Source organism: Ekhidna sp., assembly GCF_965228795.1.
In the GTDB taxonomy this organism is placed as follows: Bacteria; Bacteroidota; Bacteroidia; order Cytophagales; family Cyclobacteriaceae; genus Ekhidna.
Map to the genome: position 1 here is coordinate 1,675,135 of NZ_OZ245839.1, position 21,317 is coordinate 1,696,451.

The 21,317-nt window shown below is 41.1% G+C and carries 17 protein-coding genes; 5 read left to right on the top strand and 12 right to left on the bottom strand.

From position 1 onward, the window contains the following. Window positions 1-30: 30 nt before the first annotated feature. Window positions 31-444 carry a hypothetical protein gene (locus ACQK2H_RS07650; protein ID WP_425390845.1) on the top strand — a complete coding sequence of 138 codons (414 nt, stop codon included), beginning with the start codon at window positions 31-33 and terminating at the stop codon, window positions 442-444. A gap of 59 nt (window positions 445-503) precedes the next feature. On the opposite strand, the gene ACQK2H_RS07655 is transcribed toward ACQK2H_RS07650, so the two are convergent. The 10 genes from ACQK2H_RS07655 to ACQK2H_RS07700 form a co-directional block, all read right to left on the bottom strand. Then, window positions 504-719, bottom strand: coding sequence for a hypothetical protein (locus ACQK2H_RS07655; protein ID WP_425390846.1), 216 nt, complete (start codon window positions 717-719; stop codon window positions 504-506). A gap of 103 nt (window positions 720-822) precedes the next feature. Next, a complete protein-coding gene (locus ACQK2H_RS07660; RefSeq protein WP_425390847.1) occupies window positions 823-1,722 on the bottom strand; it encodes an aminotransferase class IV in 900 nt (299 codons plus the stop codon). Next, window positions 1,694-2,449 carry a sulfotransferase family protein gene (locus ACQK2H_RS07665; protein WP_425390848.1) on the bottom strand — a complete coding sequence of 252 codons (756 nt, stop codon included), beginning with the start codon at window positions 2,447-2,449 and terminating at the stop codon, window positions 1,694-1,696. The genes ACQK2H_RS07660 and ACQK2H_RS07665 overlap by 29 nt, the downstream gene beginning before the upstream one ends. Then, complete coding sequence (locus tag ACQK2H_RS07670; protein ID WP_425390849.1) at window positions 2,433-2,792, bottom strand: VOC family protein; 360 nt, start codon at window positions 2,790-2,792, stop codon at window positions 2,433-2,435. Before ACQK2H_RS07670 ends, ACQK2H_RS07665 begins: the two co-directional genes overlap by 17 nt. A 67-nt stretch (window positions 2,793-2,859) precedes the next feature. Continuing rightward, a complete protein-coding gene (trxA, locus tag ACQK2H_RS07675) occupies window positions 2,860-3,183 on the bottom strand; it encodes a thioredoxin (protein ID WP_349563152.1) in 324 nt (107 codons plus the stop codon). A gap of 301 nt (window positions 3,184-3,484) precedes the next feature. Next, window positions 3,485-7,717: a DNA polymerase III subunit alpha gene (dnaE, locus tag ACQK2H_RS07680; RefSeq protein WP_425390850.1), complete on the bottom strand. Its 4,233-nt coding sequence runs from the start codon at window positions 7,715-7,717 to the stop codon at window positions 3,485-3,487. 140 nt (window positions 7,718-7,857) lie between these two features. Next, window positions 7,858-10,290 carry an ABC transporter permease gene (locus ACQK2H_RS07685; RefSeq protein WP_425390851.1) on the bottom strand — a complete coding sequence of 811 codons (2,433 nt, stop codon included), beginning with the start codon at window positions 10,288-10,290 and terminating at the stop codon, window positions 7,858-7,860. Window positions 10,291-10,396: 106 nt separating this feature from the next. Then, window positions 10,397-12,835, bottom strand: coding sequence for an ABC transporter permease (locus ACQK2H_RS07690; protein WP_425390852.1), 2,439 nt, complete (start codon window positions 12,833-12,835; stop codon window positions 10,397-10,399). Window positions 12,836-12,973: 138 nt separating this feature from the next. Then, on the bottom strand, window positions 12,974-14,218 hold the full coding sequence (locus ACQK2H_RS07695) for a hypothetical protein (protein ID WP_425390853.1): 1,245 nt from the start codon (window positions 14,216-14,218) through the stop codon (window positions 12,974-12,976). A gap of 268 nt (window positions 14,219-14,486) precedes the next feature. Next, on the bottom strand, window positions 14,487-14,810 hold the full coding sequence (locus ACQK2H_RS07700) for a YciI family protein (protein WP_425390854.1): 324 nt from the start codon (window positions 14,808-14,810) through the stop codon (window positions 14,487-14,489). Window positions 14,811-14,972: 162 nt separating this feature from the next. Between ACQK2H_RS07700 and ACQK2H_RS07705 the strand changes: the two genes are divergently transcribed. Further along, window positions 14,973-15,329 carry a hypothetical protein gene (locus ACQK2H_RS07705; protein ID WP_425390855.1) on the top strand — a complete coding sequence of 119 codons (357 nt, stop codon included), beginning with the start codon at window positions 14,973-14,975 and terminating at the stop codon, window positions 15,327-15,329. A gap of 3 nt (window positions 15,330-15,332) precedes the next feature. After that, window positions 15,333-17,225, top strand: a complete 1,893-nt coding sequence (locus tag ACQK2H_RS07710) for an ATP-binding protein (RefSeq protein WP_425390856.1) — start codon at window positions 15,333-15,335, stop codon at window positions 17,223-17,225. Window positions 17,226-17,405: 180 nt separating this feature from the next. On the opposite strand, the gene ACQK2H_RS07715 is transcribed toward ACQK2H_RS07710, so the two are convergent. Beyond that, on the bottom strand, window positions 17,406-18,635 hold the full coding sequence (locus ACQK2H_RS07715; protein WP_425390857.1) for a M20/M25/M40 family metallo-hydrolase: 1,230 nt from the start codon (window positions 18,633-18,635) through the stop codon (window positions 17,406-17,408). 41 nt (window positions 18,636-18,676) lie between these two features. On the opposite strand from ACQK2H_RS07715, the gene ACQK2H_RS07720 reads away from it, so the two are divergent. Next, a complete protein-coding gene (locus ACQK2H_RS07720) occupies window positions 18,677-19,762 on the top strand; it encodes a TolB family protein (protein ID WP_425390858.1) in 1,086 nt (361 codons plus the stop codon). 171 nt (window positions 19,763-19,933) lie between these two features. Then, window positions 19,934-20,278: an endonuclease domain-containing protein gene (locus tag ACQK2H_RS07725; RefSeq protein ID WP_425390859.1), complete on the top strand. Its 345-nt coding sequence runs from the start codon at window positions 19,934-19,936 to the stop codon at window positions 20,276-20,278. A 155-nt stretch (window positions 20,279-20,433) separates the two neighbouring features. Here ACQK2H_RS07725 and ACQK2H_RS07730 read toward each other — a convergent pair whose 3' ends face one another. Further along, complete coding sequence (locus ACQK2H_RS07730; RefSeq protein ID WP_425390860.1) at window positions 20,434-21,246, bottom strand: phosphopeptide-binding protein; 813 nt, start codon at window positions 21,244-21,246, stop codon at window positions 20,434-20,436. Window positions 21,247-21,317 lie beyond the last annotated feature (71 nt).

Below are 21,317 nucleotides of genomic sequence, written 5' to 3' on the forward strand. Positions count from 1 at the left end.
CCCTACTACTTCCCTTAAAACATCAATAAAATGAAAAGATTATATAATATTTTAATGTTAGCGGGAGTGGTGCTACTATCATACTCTTGCGCTGAAACCTCCGCCCCTACGCCTACACAAATGGTGCCGGGAGATTGGGAGGTAGCTGAAGTTTATGTAAATGGTCAGACTCAAGGATCAGTTGACTTATTCGATCGGTTTATTCTTGAGCGTGATGGATCATTTGTATTGGAGGATATCAATGGTATCTTCTTTGCAGGAACATGGACTGCTTCTGATACACAACTTACGCTTAATGCGTCTGATGGAACTGTTTTTAGTTTTGCCATTGTTTTTCAATCTTATTCTAAAATGCAGTTAGTACAGACTATTTCTGGTGGAAATGCTGGAGATTTAGAAATAAGGTACTTGTTGAATAGAGATAGTGACAATAGCGAATACTAATTAGATATACTATGAAAGTAAAAGCGAACTCTCATTGAGTTCGCTTTTTTTATGTTCTTCTAAGCCGCCGTACTCATTCTTACCAGCCACATTTTAAAGAAGCTTAGTTCCACCCATTGGGTATTAGCTGAGTGTCTGTCTCCTGTAGTCTCCACCAGCACCCAAAGATTGCCCTCAGCATCCGATTTCTGATCAATAGCATTTCGTTTGATGAGCTTCCCGTTTACAACATATTCGTAGGAGAGGTGCGTTAGTTCGTTGCTTGCGATTTCCATAGCTTTTTACTTCTTTTAATTAATATTCAAAGATGTATCTATGGCCAGTTTTATGTAACGGTGATTTTGGTAATCAACGATTTACGTGATTTTCGTATTCACTTTAAAGTTTCACACATCGTTCTTTTAAGTGATCAAACATAAAAATGGACAACTGATTACGAAGATCTGATCCAATGGCGCTTTCGATTGTTCGTCCATCTATTTCTACCACGGGTGTTAACTCCCCCATGGTGCCAGTAGCAAATACTTCATCAGCATTGTAAAACTCCACCAGGCTTAAATCTTTTTCATGACATGGAATGCCATTTGCAAGTGCTAGCTCGATCACAAAGGCTCTCGTAATGCCATGAAGACATGCGTTAGCATGAGGCGTATAAAGTATGCCATCTTTTACCATAAATAGATTGGTGTCGTTTAGTTCGGCAACAAATCCACGATCGTCCAGCATAATGGCTGCATCTACCCCCGCAACATTGGCCTGAATCTTAGCCAGAATATTATTTAAGAGATTACTATGATGGATTTTGGAATCCAGAAACTGCGGGCCATTTCTTCTCTGAGTGGATGTGATCACTCGAATGCCGGATTCATTGTCATAAACCAATGGCTTCCATTCGGCCAGTACGATTAGGCAACTACCTTTCTGGTTAAGTCGTGGATCCATACCGGATGTCACCTTCTCACCTCTACTGAGCGTAAGACGAATGTGTACATCTTCATCCATTTTGTTGGCCTCTAGTGTTTTTTTGATCGCATCCTTGACAAATTGTCTAGTAGGGACATGATCAAAAGCCAGCGCTTTAGCGGATTCATACATGCGATCAAGGTGTTGATCCAGATGAAGAATTCCTTCTTTGTAAACCCTCAGACCTTCCCAAACAGTATCTCCTCCCTGGACAGATGAATCAAAAACAGAAACTTTAGCCTCGTCTCGTGGATATAGCTTATCACCGACCCATATTTTTATATTCTTATTTTTTGGATTGAATTTTTGTAGCATGCTTCAATTTATAATTTTTAAGTTTCTGATAGTAAGGAAACGCTTCTTTATACAAGCCTTCACAATGTTGAGGTAATGGTCTCTCGCTGGTTTTTTGTTTAGCAAATCCGGTCGAGTTATGAACATTTTTATACCAATATTTCGCCCATGACCCGTCCTCAGGGATAGGCCCTTTCTTCCATGTGAGCATTCCTTCTTCAAAGTCGATTTCGAGTTGTTTACAAAGTTGATTTAATCCCCGATGTGGATCAATCAAAATATCATTTGAATCAATGACAATAGGTGTAATCCCATTTTCAACGAGGTAATCCAGAATGTCCGCTTCATGTTTTAATCCGATATCCTGAAGGGTTGGTTGAGAAATTACCTGCGCAAAGGATGCGATCAATTGTTTAGGATCTCGAATTAATAAGATATTCTGCATAGGTAGGGAATAACTCCAATCCAGTCCTTCATGATGGTGGGCCATGTTTTTAAGAAAAACGATTCCATGCTCTTTTTCCAAGGTATGAATTTCATTCAGCACTGTGTTGGCATCTGCCGACATACTGGCGATGGTTTCTTCACGACCCGGATGATCCAATCTGGTATGAATCAGGTAGTGCGCATAAAAGGGCTCATCCACAACTTTGATCTGACTGTGCTGAGCAAAGGAGTACATTAGTGCAGTGGAAATGTTTCTTGGTCCGGAGATCAGGTTGATAATCATATTAAATTCCTTTTCCAATCACAATTTTGTATCCATTCAGGTCTTCAATGACAAACTCTCGCATTTTGTAATCGGTATCGTTGATGGGCTCGATAATATTAGCACGGGATTTTTTATACTCATCAAATACAGCATCGGTATCATTTACGAATATGTAAAGTTTTGCATGCGCTGTAAATAGAGGATCCGATGATTCTGTAAAATGAATCCCAACAGCATCCTCTCGATTTACTACTCCATATGTTGGAGGATCTTGCCAAAGAAATGAAATCTTGAACCCTAGAATATCCCGGTAATATTCCGTGGCTTCTTTTACATTCGGCACAGGAAGGATAATGGATGAGTGTGAGAAGAGCTTCATCCAATAAATATCATAAAAAAAGCCCTATTCAACTTAATGAATAGGGCTTAAAGATTTTCAACCTGGCTTATGCCATCTGTGCAGTGATCTTGTCGCTTAGTACATTCTTAGGTACTGCTCCGATTTGCTTGTCTACTACTTCACCGTTTTTGAAAACGAGGAGGGTAGGGATGGATCGGATGCCAAATTTTGCAGATACTTCGGGGTTTGCATCTACGTCCACTTTGCCGATTACTGCTTTTCCTTCAAAATCGCCTGCAAGTTCTTCTACAACAGGACCAATCATTTTACAAGGACCGCACCACTCTGCCCAGAAGTCAACCAAAACTGGTTGATCTGAATTGATAATTTCTTCAAAGTTGTTATCTGTAATTTCTACTGCTTTTGCCATTGTCTTATCTGTTGATATTTTGTCTTCTTGTGATTCGAACACAAAAGTAATTTGAATAGTTTATTCTCTTTTGATAAAAGGAGAGTTTGTTGCCAACTTGACATTTAGTTTAGCTCTTAAACGCCGAGATAATCTGAGATTAATCGCAGAGAAACCTGAGGAGTATGTATAATACTTTTTTGTGGACTAACTCTGTGCTCTTTGTGGAATTCTCCGTGTCCCCTATGGTTAAAAGAAGTTTAGTTTTTCTGAAGTAACACCCGACACCTCAACTCCTCAGTGCTCTCCGCGGTTAAAAGTTTTAGTTTTTTTGAAGTAGTACCCGATACCTCAACTCCTCAATGCCTTCCAACTCTTTGATCAACTCATCAGATGGTTCAATGGTGAACTTCCTACTCAGCATCTCAAGGTTGATGGCTCTATTTTCATAAACACCTACCAGCGACATTTTTAGTAATGACTTACCAGGATGCTGCTCTGCGATTCGCTCTACCTCGTCCACGATAATGGCATTCACATCTTCCAGCCTCATTTTTATTTCCAACCCTTTGGTCATCTTCTCGCGGATCTCACTCAGGTGCTCTATGTTTTGGATCTTAAATTCCAACTCCTCACTGTTCCATCGGTTTTGGATGTTCCCCGTTAAGTATAGGAACCAACCTTTTTCCAACATTGGCTTGAATTTTAGGTAATCCTGACCGAACAAGTAAAAGGTATAATTATCATTAAAATCTTCGAGCGTAAATTGTCCAAATGGATTCCCTTTCTTCGAGGTTCGATGCTGAACATCACTCACCACTCCACCAATGCGCACTTCTCTTCCTTGTAATTTTTCTGGTTCGGATAGTTGGTGAATGCCTGCATTGGTCAGGTGATCCATTTCGAACTTGAATTGATTAAGGGGATGACCGGAGATATACAGTCCAACCATCTCTTTCTCTATATTCAGTTTTTCGATATCACCGTATGGCTCAATACGACCCACCTTAGGTTTAGAAATGTCTGTTCCTGAGGCACCACCAAACAGGGAAGACTGATTGCTGGCTTCTTCTTCTTGCATACGATTGGCATATCGAATGGATTTTTCAATTAGTGAGTTGCCTTCCTCATCTGGTTCTACATATTGCCGTCTGTGAAACTCCTCAAAACAATCAAATCCACCCGCTTTGGCCAGACTTTCAAATGACTTTTTATTGACCGTTCTGAGGTTTACTCGCTTGGCAAAATCGAAGATGTCGGCAAATGGTCCGTTTTCATCACGCTCTTCAATGATTGCCATGACAGCTGATTCACCTGTTCCCTTAATAGCACCCATCCCAAATCGAATCTCACCTTCAGCGTTCACTGCAAAGTCTTTCTGTGATTCATTGACATGCGGTCCGAGTACCGGTATATTTCTGTTCTTACACTCTTCCATGAAAAAGCTCACTTTGTCAATGCTGTTCTGATTGTGTGTGAGCACAGAAGCCATATACTCGGCAGGATAGTTGGCTTTTAAATAACCGGTGTGATACGCCACTACAGAATAGCACGTACTGTGGGATTTGTTGAACGCATAGGCGGCAAACGCTTCCCAGTCCGTCCATACCTTTTCGAGCTTATCTTCCGGGTGGCCTTTTTCCTTGGCTTGCTCAATGAACTTGGGCTTCATCTCATCCAGTACGTCCCGCTTCTTTTTACCCATTGCTTTCCGCAATACATCGGCCTCACCTTTGGTAAAGCCAGCAAGTGATTGAGAGAGAAGCATCACCTGCTCTTGGTAGACCGTAATACCATACGTTTCAGCGAGGTATTCTTCCATTTCAGGAATGTCATAAGAGATCGCTTCTTTTCCGTGTTTACGTGCAATGAAGTTTGGAATGTACTCCATCGGGCCCGGTCGATAAAGAGCGTTCATGGCGATGAGATCCTCAAACTTATCCGGCTTCAGTGCACGAAGGTGCTTTTGCATCCCTGGAGACTCAAACTGGAAGGTACCATTGGTTTCACCTCGTTGGTACAGCTCATACGTCTTTTGATCATCCAATGGAATCTTATCAATATCAATTTTGATCCCATGTCGCTTCTCTACGTTTTCTACAGCGGTCTTTATGATGGACAGAGTTTTTAAACCCAAAAAGTCCATCTTCAGCATGCCTGCATCTTCTACCACACTGTTGTCAAACTGGGTGACCAGAAGTTCTGAGTCTTTTGATTTGGCAAGTGGTACAAACTTGCTCATGTCATCAGGGGTGATGATTACTCCGCAGGCATGGATTCCTGTATTTCTCAGGGATCCTTCAAGAACCACCGCCTGGTTCAACACTTGAGAGGGGAGATCTTTTCCTTTTTTAAGGTCTTCCAGTTCCTTGACTTCCTCGAACACCTTTGAAAACTTAGCCCCGGGTTTTTCCGGAACGAGCTTAGCAATAGCATCCGTTTCAGGAAGTGGTAACTCCATCACACGTCCGGCATCTCGAATGGCTGATTTAGGAGCCATGGTACCATAGGTGATGATCTGGGCTACCTGATCAAATCCATACTTGTCGATCACATACTTGATCACTTTCTCCCGACCCTCATTGTCAAAGTCAATATCAATATCGGGAAGGGATACCCTGTCCGGATTCAGGAAACGCTCAAAAAGGAGATCATATGCGATCGGGTCAACGTTGGTGATACCGATGCAGTAGGCGACAGCAGATCCCGCTGCGGATCCCCGTCCCGGCCCAACGGCAACACCCATCTCTCTGGCCTTGGCTGTGAAATCCTGAACGATAAGGAAGTAACCGGGATACCCTGTGTTGGCAATCGTTTCCAGCTCAAAATCCAATCGTTCCCTGACCTCATCAGTAATCTCCTCATACCGCTTCTTTGCTCCTTCATAGGTGAGGTGTCGGAGGTAGGCATTCTCTCCACGCTTGCCACCATCTTTTTCATCTTCCGGATCTTTGAATTCCTCCGGAATATCAAAGGCAGGTAGAAGCACCTCACGTTCAAGTGAGTACTCCTCTATTTTATCAATCAGCTCTGAAATGTTTTCAATGGCTTCAGGCACATCTCCAAAAGCCTCTTTCATCTCTTGCTGAGATTTGAAGTAGTAGTTATCGTTTGGTAAACCCGGACGGAAACCACGACCCCTTCCAATTGGCGTACTTTGCCTTTCATTTTCTTTAATACAGATCAACACATCGTGTGCTTTGGCATCTGCTTTATCAAGGTAGAAGTACTCGTTTGCAGCAATGAGCTTGATATCATGCTTCTTAGCAAATCCTGCTAGTATTTCATTCAGTCGATCCTCTTCTTCCAGTCCATGCCTGTTGAGCTCCAGGTAAAAGTTATCTCCAAACAAGTCCTTCCAGTAAAGGACAGCTTCCTCAGCCTGCGTTTCACCCACGTTCAAAACAAGGTGAGGTATTTCACCACCAAGGCTGCCACTCAATGCAATGAGATCTTCTTTGTATTCCTCAATCAGCGCTTTGTCAATACGAGGGTAGAGTCCATAGTTACCTTCTTTGTAGGCGATGGAGCTTAGTTTGATGAGATTCTCATAGCCTTTCTTCGATTTGGCTAACAAGACTTGCTTGAATCGTTTGTCGGGATTGTCTTTGGTAAACTGAAGCTTGAGTCGCTCTTCTGCAACAAAGAACTCACAACCAAGAATGGGTTTGATGCCAGCTCCTTTGGCAGCCCGTACGAACTTGAATGCACCAAACATATTGCCCAAATCTGTGAGAGCCACTGCCGGCATTTCATAATTTTTTGCTTTGGCGATGATAGCGCCAACATCAGGGGTGGCCTGCAGTACTGAAAACTGGGAGTGACCGTGCAGGTGACAGAAGGCCCCCTTGATGTCTTCTGCTTTTACTTCCTCAGTGCCGATTTTACCAGATGACTTCTGACGCTTGGTAGCAAAGTTTGCAGCATCCAGGTCCGGAGCTTCATAGATGATACCCTCCGGAAGGGTGTCGTCAATCGTTGGGATGATCGAGCGTTTCAAACATTCAAAGAATGCTTTGGCTGTAGCATCTACATCGTACGCTGCATCATGAGCATCTTTAAACGGCTCCCCAAACAGCTTTTCATAAAGCTCGATGAGTTTCGGTGATTTTAAACGACCTCCGATACCTCCTTGTAGCTGGCAAAACTCTTTGGTATCTTCTGCGGTATCAATGTTTTTAGCATCAGCTAAAAGGTTCTCTTTTTCGGTTCTGAGGTATTCTGCACCAATAATCTTGTTATCAAACTCAATGTTATGACCAACAAGTACTTCTGCTCGTTTGACATCTTCTGAGAATTTATCCAGTACTTCTGATAAATCTTCTCCGACCTCAAGTGCTCTTTGTGTAGAGATGCCATGTACCTTTTCGGCATTAAAGGGGATGGTGAAGCCTTCCGGTTTTACGATGTGATTACCTGTAGATAATAATTTTCCGCTACTATCGTGTAGCTGCCAGGCGATCTGGACCAATCTTGGCCAGTTGTCCAATTGTTCTACCGGAGCAGTTTTGTTGTGAGGTAAACCGGTAGTTTCCGTATCGAAAATGAGGTACATAAGGGTGGTTTGAATTGCTATTCAAAATAACACAATCACAGCCTATGAAAATAAAAAAAGCCCCGAAGAATCGGAGCTGTGGATAACTTGTGGATATGGGGATAACTGTTTAATCAAATTATCAAATTATTAAACATATGTTACTCATCTTTTAACGATTGAGCAGGATTAACCCGTGCAGCTTTCCAGGATTGAAAGCTGATTGTAATCCAAGCAATTGCTATCGCGATCATACCTGAAATAATGTATGTTGATGGCTTAAGTCCGGTTCGGTAAGCAAAAGCTTCCAGCCAATAGTTCATTGCGATTGAAGCAATAGGGATAGCAATGATTAACGCAATAATGATAAGCTTAAGAAAGTTTTTGGACAACAAATTGATGATGCTAGGGATGGACGCACCCAGTGTTTTGCGTATGCCTATTTCCTTGGTTTTTTGTTCTGCCGTAAAAGCTGCTAACCCAAACAATCCAAGACATGCTATGAAAATGGTTAATACTGCAAAGACGGTAAAGATTTTGCCAACCTTGTTTTCTGCTTCATACATGGCATTGAATTCCTGATTCATAAACTGGTATTCAAAGGGTTGGCCTGGAGCAAATTGATCCCAGGTGGTTTTCAGGTAATCTATTGTCTCATCTGTGTTTTCCGTCTGGATTTTAAACAATGCAAAACCGGAGTTTTGGCCGAGGTGCATTATCAAAGGCTCTATATTGCTTCTTAGTGACTTGAAATGAAAGTCACTTACCACTCCGATAATTTTATATCCCTCTACCTCAGGGTTGTCATTGGAGCCACCATAATTGTAAATCATCGATCCAACGGGATTATCATATCCGAAATTTTGAGCTGCAGTTTCATTGATAAGTACTGCCGTAGAATCGCTCGTAAAATCTTCCGAGAAATATCTACCTTCCTTGATTTCGATACCCATTGTATTGACAAAATCATGGTCTACAACTGCTATGTTTATTACCAGGCTTTCATCGGATGCAGCACTGGCATTTTTGAAATAGAGGTCAGAATTATTGGTGTTTCCCATGGGTGTGAAGCTTGAAATGGTACTATTCAGTATATTGGAATTCCTGGAAGCTTCTTCTTTGTATGCGTTTACTTGGTCGCGAAGTATCCATGCGTCATTAACCATTAGAATCTGATCTTTTTCGTATCCTAATTTTTTATTCTGGATAAAAGAAAGTTGATCAAAAACAATAGCTGTACCAATGATCATGATGATGGAAATGGAAAACTGAAAGATGACCAGCGCACTTCTGATTGGTCCGCTTTTCATTCCTTGCCTCACTAAGCCCTTTAAAACCTCAACAGGTCTGAACATTGACATGTAAAAGGCCGGGTAGCTACCTGCCAGTAACCCTACAAGTACCATAACACCCACCATTAACAAAATAAATTCGCCTTCAAGCAGTTTTATAAAGCTCAACTGCTTAGATGCCAATGCATTAAATGACGGGATTGCGATGAGTGACATTAAATAAGCAAGGAGAAAGGCCAGCACTGAAATAAGTAAGGCCTCAGAAATAAATTGGTTGATAAGTTGTTTTTTACGAGCACCCATCGCTTTTCGTACACCCACTTCTTTTGCTCGGTTAGCTGATCTGGCGGTGGCCAGGTTCATGAAATTGATACATGCAAGAAGGAGGATGAACAAACCTACTGCTGAGAAGATGAATACATATTTTATATCTCCATTGGCTTCAAGGTCACTGTCCTTGTTGGACTTGAGGTGGATATCAGTTAGAGGAAATAGAGAGAATCCTAATGCATTCCCACTATTTCGAAATTCCTCCATATTCATATTTAGGAACTGCTCAATTAATGGAGCACAATAGGTCTGGATCATTCCTGGAAACTTTGCTTCCAGCACTTCTCCAGGAGTACCTTTGTTCAGTTTTACATACGTGTTGAAATTAGTACTCAACCAATTTTGGTTATTGGCCCAATCAAACGTACTCATGGCCAGCATCAGGTTATGATGGAAATGTGTGTTTTGAGGAATATCTGCATAAACGCCGGCCACCTCATAGTCATGTTCATTATCAAGAACCAGCACTTCTCCAACAGGGTTAATATCTCCAAAAATCTTTCTGGATGTGCTGAGATCCATCACTAGGGTATTTGGCCTGTTTAAAGCATTTTCCGGGTCTCCATAAACCAAATCGAGTGAAAAGAATTTGAAAAAGTTTGAATCCGCCATGAGCACGTGCTCCTCTTTGAATGTTTCCGTTTGCCCTTTTCTTTTCACAAACCAGTTTCCACTATTTCTGCATCTAACAGCATCCTCAACCTCCGGATAGTCTGTTTTTAGTGCAAGCGCGGTAGGAGCACCAACTGCAGCAGAAATGTGATCAGAGCCATTAAGTGTCGCTGCGAAATCGATCCGATAGATTCTATCTGCCGTTTCGAAATGTGAGTCGTAGCTTAATTCATCTTTAACAAAAAGTGTGATAAGCATAAAGCAGGCAAGGCCTACAGATAACCCAATGATGTTTAGTAATGAGTAGAATTTGTGCTTGAGTAGATTTCTAAGTGCAACATTGAAATAGTTTTTAAACATAGCAGTAGGAGTTAGTTATGGTATTGATGCACAGAATATAAAATGGTTGCCTCTAGTAAAAAAGCCCACACCAGATCGGAGCGGGCCCATAGTAGAGTAGGTGAAATCATTCATCTTTTAATGATCTGGCAGGATTGACTCTTGCCGCATTCCATGACTGGAAGCTCATGGTGACCCATGCAATCACCAGAGCTACTATTCCAGCCAATATGAAAACCATAAGGTTGATGTTGGTTCTATTTTCAAAATCCTGAAGCCATTTATTCATAAATATGTAGGCGATAGGAGCTGCTATCACGAATGCAATCCCTACCAGCTTCAAAAATTCTTTCGACAGCAAGGTGATGATGCTTGCAATGGAGGCACCCAATACTTTTCTGACACCTATTTCTTTTCTTCGCTGTTCGGCAGTGAATGCTGCTAGCCCATAAAGTCCCAGGCATGCAATGAAAATGGCCAGGAAGGCAAATACTCCAAATATTTTTCCAAGCTTCTGCTCATTCTCATACATTTCATTGAATCGTTCATCCAGGAAGCTATAGGCAAATGGCTGGCTTGGTGCAAACTCGTTCCATTTGTCTTCCAGAAAGCCGATGGTAGCAAGAATATTCTCACTTGAAACTTTAAAGGAAACAAAGCCACGGCTTCTGCCTAACTCAAAAATGAGAGGTTCAATTTGCTCTTTGAGTGAGGTGAAATGGAAATCTTTCACTATGCCAATGACTTTATAAGATACGGTATAGGTGGTGTCCTGACCACCATCAAAAGTAGACAGTGTTTTACCAACAGCTTCCTCTTCGGTCCAGCCCAAACGATGCATGGCTGTTTCATTGATGACTACAGCCAGGCTGTCACTTGGGAAATCTTTGGAAAAACTTCTGCCATTTTTTATTTCAATCCCAAGCGTTTCCATGTAATCATGATCCACACGGTATTCGTGAAAAATATAAGTTTCACTTTTGGTGGCATTAGATCCCGGAAACCAGGCATTGTTATTATTTGCTGTATTTACGGGTAAGAAACTTGACATGGTTCCGGAAAGGATATTGGAGTGCTGCAGTGCTTCGTTTTTATACGATTCCGCTTTATCATCCATTAACCATGGATCGTGAATCATTAAAATGTGGTCTTTACTGTATCCGAGCTTTTTATTCTGAATGTATGAAAGTTGCTGAAATACAATCGCTGTACCTATAATCATAATGATGCTCACACAAAATTGGAGAACCACAAGCGTACTTCTCAGTCCGCCACCTTTCAATCCAAGGTTGAGTTTGCCTTTTAATACTTCAACCGGACGAAATTTAGAAAGGAAGAATGCCGGGTAGCTTCCTGCCAGAAATCCTACTATGATTAAGACTCCTACCATAATCAAAAGAAAGGCAGGAGAAAGGAGACCGCTAAAATTCATTGCCTTGTCTGCAAGTTCATTGAACTGGTCAAGTAAAAGGAAGGAAAGACTATATGCGATAAGTATGGAGATGAAAGTGATCAAAAAAGCTTCTGTAAGAAATTGCTTTCTCAATTGACTCTTATATGCACCCATTACTTTTCTCACTCCTACCTCTTTAGCCCTTCCGGCCGATCTGGCAGTGGATAAGTTCATGAAGTTGATACATGCAAGAATCAAAATAAACATGGCAATGGCTGTGAAAATCAACACATATTTCATATCACCATTTACTGTCAACTCTCCAAGTTTGTCTGATTTAAGATGGATATCTAAAAGAGGGAAGAGGTAGAAACCCGCATCGTTTCCGGATTGATAAAACTCTTCTAATGAAGCACCCATAAAATTTTGTATTTCAGGCCCGATGTACTTTTCAATTAACCCCGGAAATTTTGCTTCTAAATCTTTAGGATTATAGCCCTCCTGTAGCTTTAGATAGGTATTAAAGTTGAAGCTCATCCACATGGTAGATTTAGCTTCCTCTCTGCTTTCCATGGAAAGTAGCATTTCGAAACTGAAGTGAGAGTTAGAAGGCATATCTTCATATACCCCAGTCACTTCCCAATCGTCATTATTATCTAAAACCACAATCCTACCAACAGGATCTTCATTGCCAAATATTTTGGTTGCCAATGATTCACTTATTACTAGTGTGTTTGGACGTTCCAAACAAGTTTCGGGATTACCAGAGGTCAAATTGAAATCCCAAAAAGTGAAAAAGTTTTTATCAGCGAAAACTACTGCATCTTCATTAAAGGCATCCTCGGTATTTTTCTCCTTAATGATCCAGTTTCCTGTTCCTCTTAGTCTGGTAGCTTCTTCCACTTCAGGAAATTCTACCGGCATAGTAGGGCCTGCAGGTGCACTAGCCAATGCTGTAATAAATTCAGATCCATTGATCGTACCGCTAAAATCCATGCGATAGATACGATCAGCATCTGAATGAAAGGTGTCGTAGCTGAGTTCATCCACAACATAGAGGGATATCATCAGAAAGCAAGTAAGCCCTACTGATAATCCCAATATATTGATGAGTGAATAAAATTTATGCTTAAACAGGTTGCGCAACGCAACATTGAAATAGTTCTTTAACATGGTTTTGAGTTTTTGTCCTTTGAGTTTGTTGTTGTAGTCCTGTAGTCCTTGATTAGTCCTTCATCATGTTCAGATTTTTACCTTGCCTAAAGGAGTACCTGAAAGTTAACCGAGCCCTTGGTTCCGGGTAAAGGTCGATTAGTCCAAAGTGATTTTTTCAATTCGATCCCACGGAACGTAAACTCGATCTGAACCGGTTTTAATTAGTACTCCTAGATTCTTTTCGCTCACATCCTGTCCATCCTCTAAAATGATTGTGTCTCCACTTGTAAGGGTCACTTCTGCTTCATCTGATCGACGAGGCTGAATGGCTTTCACATTATAAAACGGAATGATAAATTTAACATCGTCATTTTCACCATTGAGCAGTTCAAAGGTGTATTCTTCATCCAGATCATAGATGATTTCACCGGTATGTCGATCTCCATTATCTACCTCTACCGTTCCTTTGATTTTCTTAGGGGATGAAAAGGAGCTATATGCCGGGCCACTATTTGGTGCCTCTCTGAATTCAACTTTATCGAAATCATCCCATTCAATATCCACTCTGCCAAGCCCTTTTACAGTAACGATAATGCCTTTATTGTCATCATCTACATCGTTGGTTCCTCTGAGATCCAGCGTTCTCCCAGACTTTAATTTGACAAGACTGCTACTGTACCCATCTCGTTCAATGGATGCTATTTTATCAAAAGCAATTTCATAATCATCTCCATCTTCTTCACCGTCCAGAATGTCTGTTCCTACACGCTCATCATGATCCCACTGTACGAATCCGGTGAATTCCCCAAGGTCACAGATTACTGTGCCATAAAGTGGGTCGCCAAATTTTTCATCCAAATTGGATGGGGTAGGGAGGAATTCGATTTCTTCCAGGTTGTTCCACGAGAGTCTTATTTTTCCAAGCTCACGATCCAAAACGGTAATTTTAGCACCAATGTCATTGTACCCGGATCCATCTACCTCGAGGTATTCACCATTTTTTAGCTTCACCTCCACTCGGTCACCGCTTCGTATTCTCAAAGCAGCAAGGTTTCCGAATTCTGTTGAAAACTCATGTACAAATCGGTTATCATCGTCATCCCATGTAATATTTACAAAACGTGAGATGAGATTGTCATTTTCATCATACCGATCTTCCAATCGGTCCAATTCTCGACTTGATAGGTAGTCCAGATTTTTGTTTTCTCTTTTGGAAGCATTGAACATGTCTGTCCAATACACTTCCTCTTTTCCCCATCTTAATGGGCCCTCGTAAACATCTCCATCCTCGGTTGTAACTTTTCCATAGATGAATCCTTCATCCTGAGCAGAGGCTGAGAAAAATGCAATTAAAGTGAATGCCGCTAGAAGTGTTTTTAAGTAGTTTTTTAGTCCAGTCATTGTCATTTGAGTTTAGGTTTTCTTTTGGGTTTGATGCCTTTTAATGACAAAAGGTTGCATTAAAGGTTTCTTTTAATTGTATTAATCAGTACTTGTTAATACATAGTACATACGCATGATCAGAAAGAATGTTGTACTAGTAAAACATACGTATTCCCATAGGAAGGCAGCTGATGGGTGCCTGAGACATGGTAACCTGATTCAGAGAGGTAAAAGATCTTTAAGTCTCAATCCTGCGTCGTTCGCAGCGGATAGGGGGGGTATTCTATCAATTCACCGCCTTTACAAATAAATGAAAATACTGGTTAAGCGGGCAAGAGGAGGCTATTTTGTTAGCAGCGATTTGATCCTTAGCCTCGATCAATATGAATCCTGCGATGAGCTCTTTGGCTTCCACAAACGGGCCATCTGTCGTTACAGAATTTTTGCTTGGAATTAGTTCACCACTCTCCAGTGAAAGTCGTCTGGCGACAATATGCTTTTCTGCAAGGTCCTCTGCCCATTTGCCATATTCAACAATACAATGCTGTTCTTCTGACGGAGATAAGTTTCGCTCATTTTCAGCGGCTATAATTACTATATATTCAGACATGTTTAATTGACGAGTAGGGTGACTAAAATTAGACAATTCCGTTGCACTCACGATGCATCGATAAAAAAGTATATGAATGGTTCACTTCCTGTATCGATTGATTTCACATTATCATTTGATATATTGAGCACCTAAAATTTTAATCACTAAACCAAACTAACAATGAATCACGATATCTATCTGAGACTCAATGGAACAACTCTTGAATGGTCATCTACGGATGGCGGTTCCTACTCTCCAGTTGGTCCTTCAAGTCCATCAACTACGGTGAATGGAACAGATACTGTCACTTTCCATGCAGGGAATGGAATTAAAAAAATTCAGAAAATCGATGAAAAGGGCACGGGTAAGAAATTGATTAAATCGAAAAGAGGCGAAGATTCGAATACAGTTGTTGTCACAATAATTGATACCACTAGTACATCAGATGTAGATGCATATAGCATCAAGGTGAAGCCAGATGGTGGAGGACAGCCGATAGAGGTAGATCCAGATTTCAAAGGCGGAGGCAATCCTTAATCAATGCGATTAGCTTTAATTTTTATAATACTATCATTATCAAGCACCACCTTTTCACAATCAAATGAAAAGGTGGACAGCTTGCTTCAAGTTTTAGAATCTAAAAACATAACTGATTCCCTTAAGGGCATTGTCTTAAGTCGGCTTGCGTATTATGAAAGTAATCCAGTTGATCAGAAACGATACGCCGAGGAACTTTATGCGTTTGCTAAAATTTCAGATCAACCAATTTTTTTTTATAACGCTCTTTACTATAAAGCAACCGCTGAGAAACAATTAGGGAATCTTTCATCAGCCATAGAAACATTTTATGAAGTTTTGAAATATGCGGATGTTCCACAAACAAAAAGTGAAGTGCATACTGCATTAGGCGATGTTTATAAGCGTAGTGACGATTACACAAATGCCTTTAGGCATTATAATAAGGCTATTGAAATAATTAATCAGCTCGATAGCCTCCAATCTGGAGAAAAGTGGGCGTTAGCTCTTGCTTATACGAACGCAGGTGATGGTTATCTAGCTATTAATAATCACGATACTGCTTTATACTTCTTTAATAAAGCAAAGGTGATTTGGGAGTCCCTGTCTAATGAAATGGCAATAGCGTATACCTTCGGAAATATCGGTTTAGCTCTAGCCGGATTAGAGGACTATGAATCAGCTGAAACTTCTATTGAAAAAGCAGTTTCTATACTTATTCGGTACCAGGATTATTATGCCATATCTATTTTCTATACTTATATGGCTGATATATACTTTGAAAAGCAACAGTATGATCGAGCCCTTCGATATGCGCGCGAAAGTCTGGATATGGCCATGGATCACAAACTCCGACAACAAATCCGTGATGCTAATTTAAAGCTATACGAGCTTTACAAAAAGATGGGAAACTCTGATGATGCCCTTCGGTACCACGAGCAATATTTGATTTATAAAGATAGTCTTACAGATATCGAAACGGTTCAGCAAATGGCGGATCTTCGAACCGAATTTGAAGTAGGGCAGAAACAGGCAGAAGTAGACCTGCTGACTGCAGAAAAACGCACACAAAGAATTATAACGCTTGCGGTTGGGGCGTTTGCTTTTATCCTCATTGTGCTCGCAGCTATCATTTACAAATACTACCGATCTAAAGCGAAAATCAATAAAATCCTTGCCGAGCAAAAAGCGGAACTTGAGCGATTGAACAGCACAAAGGATAAGTTTTTTTCCATTATCTCTCATGACCTTAGAAGTCCAGTTGCAGGCTTTCATGGCATTAGCCAGATGATCAAAATGATGGTACAAACCAAGCAAACAGATCAGCTGCTGGAAATGACAGAACACATCGATGAGTCAGTAGATCAGCTTTCGAAATTGTTGGATAATCTACTCAACTGGGCCATGCAGCAGCAGGGCCATGTACCTAATGTGCCTGAAAAACTCAGCTTGAAAGAAATGGCTCATGATCTGGTGAAAACCTTGTCTACCATGGCACAAGGAAAGTCTATTGAACTGGTAGCAGATGTTCCTGAAGAGCTGGAATTATGGTCAGATAAAAATACAACGATGACCATCTTGAGAAATCTGGTCAGCAATGCCCTGAAGTTTACTCCCGAAGGAGGAAAAGTAGGAATCCGCGCCCATGAGGATGGAGAAATGGCAAAAATCGAGATCTATGATACTGGTGTAGGTATGCCAAAGGATAAGCTGAAGAAACTGTTTCAACTACAGGATAAGAAGAGTACCTATGGTACTTCAGGGGAAAAAGGACTGGGGCTTGGACTTCAACTGGTACATGAGTTCATGGAGATGAACAATGGCAAAATCGAAGTGGCAAGTGAAGAAGGTAAGGGTACCACTTTTACATTATGGTTGCCGTTGTTTGAGTCGGTGGGGGAGGCTGTGGAGAAGTAACTCATCCTAACCCCTGAAAAAGTATTAAATCATGTCATTTCGACGATAGGAGAAATCTTTACCTAAGTTCAAAGATTCTTCGCTGTGTAAACCATGACATACAGAACAAAGTTTAGTAGAATTCCCCCTTTGAAGGGGGGAGTGATAGGAATAGCGATGGCAGGGGGATGTAATCCGCAACTAAAACTCAATCTCAAAACTCAATTGTTGGCCTGCCCGATCCACTACTACTGTGGTTCGATCTCCTTTCTCAAAAATTGAAAGCGCACGCATGTAGCTCATCATATCAGTGACAGTGCTATCACCAAGTTGTACTACGACATCACCTTTTTCAATACCTGCCTTGATAGCAGGTTTATCTTCACTTACCCCATCGATACGCATGCCTTCACCATCGTACATATAATCTGGGATTACACCTAAAGTAACTGTGAATCGGGGAGTGTTATCTGATTGATCCTTCGTCTTAGTGAAAGCAATCTTTTCATCATCATCCATAAGAAGGATCATCTGCTCAATCATCGACGCAACTTTGAGAATGCCTTCTTCATTGATTTTTTCAGGATCGTCACCGGGCTTGTGGTAGTCCACGTGTTGTCCCGTGAAGAAATGCAGCACCGGGATATCCTGTAGATAGAAAGAAGTGTGATCAGAAGGGCCCACACCCGATTCACTTTTTATCAGCTTTAAACTATCTGCATTCACCTCATCAAGCAGCCAATTCCAAATGGGAGAGGTACCTGTTCCATTCACTGCGAGCCCTTTAGTTTCATCCAGTCGTCCGACCATATCCATATTGATCATGAAGTTTACTTTAGATAGATCGACCGTTGGGTTTTTGGTGAAATAATTGGAACCCCAAAGTCCTTTTTCCTCGCCGGAGAAACCAATAAACACGATATCTCTGTTTAATTCCTGGTCTGACAATATGCGAGCCAGGTGAAGCATAGCAGCAATCCCACTTGCATTATCATCTGCTCCGTTGTGAACGGCTTGTTCTCCTCTGTGTAAAGAAGAAAACCCACCCATCCCCAAGTGATCATAGTGTGCACCCACAATTACCAACCCATCACCTGGATTGTCGATCATTCCAACGACATTGTAGCCGGTAATACCATTTTCACCAGTCTCACTCGACGGTTGAGCATGAGGGTTATCGGCATCTTTCACGAAGAAAGATTGATAGTAACCATCCGTCCCTTTTGGTTGAGCACCAGCAGCTTTTAGCTCTGATACGATATAATCAGCAGCCATTTTTTCGCCTGGTGTTCCTACTTCCCGACCAGCGAGTGAGTCGCTGGCAAGAATTGAAATGTCAGCTTCAATAGCAGATATTGGGTTGTACTGTTCGGTTTGGGAACAAGCGCAAACAAGGAAACTCAGTAGAAGAGGTGATAAATGCTTTTTCATACAAATACATTCTGGTTTAGATTCGCATCTCGAAGATACCAATGATGAAGAACTTTACGATTTTATTTCTATCGCTAGCCATAATTTCTTGCCAGCAATCCTCCAGTACAGAGCAAGAATCTACCAATGTAGATTCACTAAGATATGAGCAGGAAGTACATTTGAAAAATGTGCGTCAACTCACCTGGGGAGGTAACAATGCGGAGGCCTATTGGAGTTTTGATGGGGCAAGCTTGGTATTTCAATCAGACTACTCAGAGTGGGGTGTGGAATGCGATCAGATATTTACGCTGGATGTAAGCAATCCCCAAAAAGGAGAGCGTCCCAATATGGTAAGTACAGGGCTGGGAAGAACCACATGTGCTTACTTCCTGCCCGGAGATTCATTGATCGTTTATGGATCCACACATTTAGCTGATAGTCTTTGTCCGGCTACTCCTGAGCGAACCAGCGGTAAATATGTATGGCCAATCTATGACGGTTATGACATTTTCGTTGCGGATCTTGAAGGAAACATTGTTAATCAATTAACATCTGAGAAAGGATATGATGCAGAGGCGACTGTTTCACCTAATGGAGATCGAATCATTTTTACCTCTACTCGATCGGGTGATTTGGAACTTTATACCATGAATTTAGATGGTACTGATGTAGTTCAGCTAACCGATGAGTTGGGTTATGATGGAGGAGCATTTTTCTCTCCGGATGGAAGCAAGATCGTATGGAGAGCTTCGCGACCACAAACAGAGGAAGAAATCAAAGAGTACAAAGAGCTATTGTCTCAAGGTCTGGTACAGCCTACTAAAATGGAGTTGTATGTGGCAAATGCGGATGGCTCGGATGCGAGGAAAATCACCAGCTTAGGAAATGCCAACTGGGCACCATTCTTTACCCCAAATGGACAAAAGATATTGTTCTCTTCTAACCATGCTTCCAAGCGTGGATTCCCATTTAATCTTTTCATAGTCAACCTGGATGGAACAGGGTTGGAGCAAGTCACCTTCGATGACACTTTTGATTCTTTCCCAATGTTTAGCCCAGATGGAAAGTATTTAGTTTGGGCTTCAAACCGAAACAATGGAGGCACACGAGATACGAATCTCTTTGTGGCTGAGTGGGTGGATTGATAATTTAAATGACCTAATCCCCCTCACCCCCTTTTCAAAAAGGGGGAACTGATATCTGCCAATAGATTACTCGTGATCTGATCAGGTTTAATATTGATCAACTTACTATTTTTATATTTTTCTTTATGTGATAACTACCACCCCTAGGTGAATGGGGTCAGGGATTGATTAATGAGTAACAATTTAAAGCAGTTAGCAAGAAACCAAAGAAATAATAGTACTCCAGCTGAAGTTAAACTCTGGTCTGAATTATTGAGAGCCAAAGGTTTTTATGGTTATCAATTTAACCGTCAGTTCATAATTGGAAATTATATAGTGGATTTCGTATGTCGAAGGCTAAGATTAGTGATTGAAATAGACGGAAGGAGTCATCAATTTAAAGTTGCAGATGATAGAGCGAGAGATGAGTTCCTTAAAAATCAGGGATATCAGGTTGTTAGATTTTCCGAAAGAGAAGTCATCAAAGACTTCAATAATGTAATTAGGACTTTGGAAGCCTTTTTGCCCCAGATTTAGAGTTAACTAATCGAAATAATTTAGGACGATACAATTTCCCCCTTGGCGAAGGGGGCTAGGGGGATTGATATTATGGTCGTGTTATGGTCAATTCAAAAAAAAATCGCCCCACCACATAGGCAGGACGACTTCAAATTCCTGACGTAAGACTAAGCTTACATTTCTTCTGAGCCATCTTCCAAGGTAATCGCTCTTTCAACTGAATTGAAAGGTCCTGGAATAAGGTTTCCTTCTGCATCAATCAGCTCGAGCTTAATTTCGGTTCTGCCCATAGGCAGTCCTTCAATGTAATATGGAGCCCACTCATCAATCATAAATTCATTCCCATTGATGGTTGCTTTCACCTTGTTTCCATCTGCTGAAAGCGTAGTATTCAATAGGTAAAAGTCAAGCATAACCTTTTTAGTATCAGCTCCTGCGTAAGTTCCTTTAGGCCTGCTGTAAAATAGGTGAGGAGCATTCAAATCAGCTGAATCTGGTTCCACATCACCTACTACTAAGTTCTCTATGTGAAAAGCATCCGGACTTTTTACACTCTCATGGTAAGAGCGTGAAAGAAATGCTAATACCACATAATTACCAGCATCTAATTCAGTATTTAGACTATTCATATAATGCGCAGAATATGGGCCATTATTTACAATAAAGTGAATGTGTTGGCCTTTTGCAGAATTTGCTATTCCTCTGGTTTCATAATCTTCAGTAGGCTCTCCAAGATTGTATTCTTGCACATCAAATGTGTAGTTTACAGCATACCCACTGTCTGTTGGTGTTATTGCTGCATCTCCTCTCTCAATAAGGTTTGCAATCGGGAATTCCGGAGAAGGAGGAGCTTTTGTCAATGTAATCTGTGGTTCAGATGCGGCACTTTCATCGGAACCTTCTTCTGATTTTTTGGTATTTGTGCATGAAAACCCAATGAGGGTAATCATTAAAAATGATAATAATCCAAGCTTATTCGTTTTCATATTTAGGTTGTTTCTGTTTGTTTAAAGATACTATCTGATATTAATAACAAAAAAACCGGACTTTTGATCCG

Excerpts from the sequence above, each read along its gene's own strand:
- ACQK2H_RS07650 (WP_425390845.1), top strand. The coding sequence starts at position 31 with ATGAAAAGATTATATAATATTTTAATGTTAGCGGGAGTGGTGCTACTA.
- ACQK2H_RS07655 (WP_425390846.1), bottom strand. The coding sequence starts at position 719 with ATGGAAATCGCAAGCAACGAACTAACGCACCTCTCCTACGAATATGTT.
- ACQK2H_RS07660 (WP_425390847.1), bottom strand. The coding sequence starts at position 1,722 with ATGCTACAAAAATTCAATCCAAAAAATAAGAATATAAAAATATGGGTC.
- ACQK2H_RS07670 (WP_425390849.1), bottom strand. The coding sequence starts at position 2,792 with ATGAAGCTCTTCTCACACTCATCCATTATCCTTCCTGTGCCGAATGTA.
- trxA (WP_349563152.1), bottom strand. The coding sequence starts at position 3,183 with ATGGCAAAAGCAGTAGAAATTACAGATAACAACTTTGAAGAAATTATC.
- dnaE (WP_425390850.1), bottom strand. The coding sequence starts at position 7,717 with ATGTACCTCATTTTCGATACGGAAACTACCGGTTTACCTCACAACAAA.
- ACQK2H_RS07685 (WP_425390851.1), bottom strand. The coding sequence starts at position 10,290 with ATGTTTAAAAACTATTTCAATGTTGCACTTAGAAATCTACTCAAGCAC.
- ACQK2H_RS07690 (WP_425390852.1), bottom strand. The coding sequence starts at position 12,835 with ATGTTAAAGAACTATTTCAATGTTGCGTTGCGCAACCTGTTTAAGCAT.
- ACQK2H_RS07695 (WP_425390853.1), bottom strand. The coding sequence starts at position 14,218 with ATGACTGGACTAAAAAACTACTTAAAAACACTTCTAGCGGCATTCACT.
- ACQK2H_RS07700 (WP_425390854.1), bottom strand. The coding sequence starts at position 14,810 with ATGTCTGAATATATAGTAATTATAGCCGCTGAAAATGAGCGAAACTTA.
- ACQK2H_RS07705 (WP_425390855.1), top strand. The coding sequence starts at position 14,973 with ATGAATCACGATATCTATCTGAGACTCAATGGAACAACTCTTGAATGG.
- ACQK2H_RS07710 (WP_425390856.1), top strand. The coding sequence starts at position 15,333 with ATGCGATTAGCTTTAATTTTTATAATACTATCATTATCAAGCACCACC.
- ACQK2H_RS07715 (WP_425390857.1), bottom strand. The coding sequence starts at position 18,635 with ATGAAAAAGCATTTATCACCTCTTCTACTGAGTTTCCTTGTTTGCGCT.
- ACQK2H_RS07720 (WP_425390858.1), top strand. The coding sequence starts at position 18,677 with ATGATGAAGAACTTTACGATTTTATTTCTATCGCTAGCCATAATTTCT.
- ACQK2H_RS07725 (WP_425390859.1), top strand. The coding sequence starts at position 19,934 with ATGAGTAACAATTTAAAGCAGTTAGCAAGAAACCAAAGAAATAATAGT.
- ACQK2H_RS07730 (WP_425390860.1), bottom strand. The coding sequence starts at position 21,246 with ATGAAAACGAATAAGCTTGGATTATTATCATTTTTAATGATTACCCTC.